Genomic DNA, 1,079 nt, shown 5'->3' on the forward strand with positions numbered 1-1,079 from the left:
CGAGGGTGCCGTCGATCAACACCACCTCGCCACCCGATCGGGTGACCTTCTTCAGCGCCCGCTCCAGGCGCGGGGCGCGGGCGGCGAGCAGGGCGATGACCTCCAGCAGCCAGCGGCGCACGGTGGAGGCGGAGACGTCGTTGCCGCCGGCCATGTCGGAAAGCCGCTGGTCGTGCCGCAGGGCCGCGAGGACGATCAGGGCGATCTTCCCAGGCGGCAGTTTGCGCCACCGGGAGCCGATCTTCTTCAGATGGGCGCGGATCAAGTCGGCGACCATCTCCAGGGTGGCGCTCGACAACGACAGACGGCACTGGTAGACAAGGCCGTCAGGGCCCTCGGCGGGGCTGGTCTTCTTTCGCATGGAATCCCCAACTCTCGCCGGGGGCCCATGCGTTACGCCGAAATCCAGTCGGAACCGGTTATGCGGCAGAAGCGGGCAGTGCGGTGAAACGTCCGGCGGGAGTTCGGTGTAGCCAGCCCCGGTCCGTCAGACGCCTGAGCTTGTCGCGCACCGGCTCGACCTGCCCGGGGCCGGTGCCCCTGCCGAGCTCGACGCTGACGTCCTTGGCCGGAACCGGCTGCGACGCCCCGGCCACGATCTTCATGATCGTCTGGTAGTCCACGGGCAGTGCGCTCGTGTCCATGCCTTCCTCGCGGTGCGGGACCAGCAGCATCCCGCCCGCCCCCGGTGAGATCGTGACCCGCTCGAACTCCTCGGCCATGGCCGGGTCGTCGACCTTCCCGGTCCGCCGGGCGTCGGCGAACTGCCCGAACACCACCTCCGCCGCCTCCAGTCGGGCGACTTCGGCGTCGATCTCGGCGGCTCTTTGCGTAGCCGCTCCGCCCGATCGGCCAGCACCACCCGCCGCTGCATCACCCACACCAAAACATCCACGAGCAACCCCTCCCCGAACCTCCACGGAGCCTACGAGCCGCCCGCGGCCGTCACCGCGATTCCCGCGAACCCACCACACGACAGACGATCACCTGCTAACGATCACGCCCCCGACCGGCACGAGCACCCCAGCCGCGACCCACGCCAGCCCCGTGACCTGCAACTTCAGGATGAAAAATTCTCA

General features: G+C 69.0%; 1 protein-coding gene and 1 pseudogene. Both read right to left on the minus strand.

What is annotated here, in order from left to right:
• Nucleotides 1-361, minus strand: a pseudogene (locus ACH4J0_RS43345) (IS5/IS1182 family transposase); the annotation flags it as partial.
• A gap of 58 nt (nucleotides 362-419) precedes the next feature.
• A complete protein-coding gene (locus ACH4J0_RS43350; protein WP_396246678.1) occupies nucleotides 420-881 on the minus strand; it encodes a hypothetical protein in 462 nt (153 codons plus the stop codon).
• Nucleotides 882-1,079: the final 198 nt, after the last annotated feature.

This window comes from Kitasatospora sp. NPDC017646 (assembly GCF_044329365.1).
Classification (GTDB): Bacteria; Actinomycetota; Actinomycetes; order Streptomycetales; family Streptomycetaceae; genus Kitasatospora.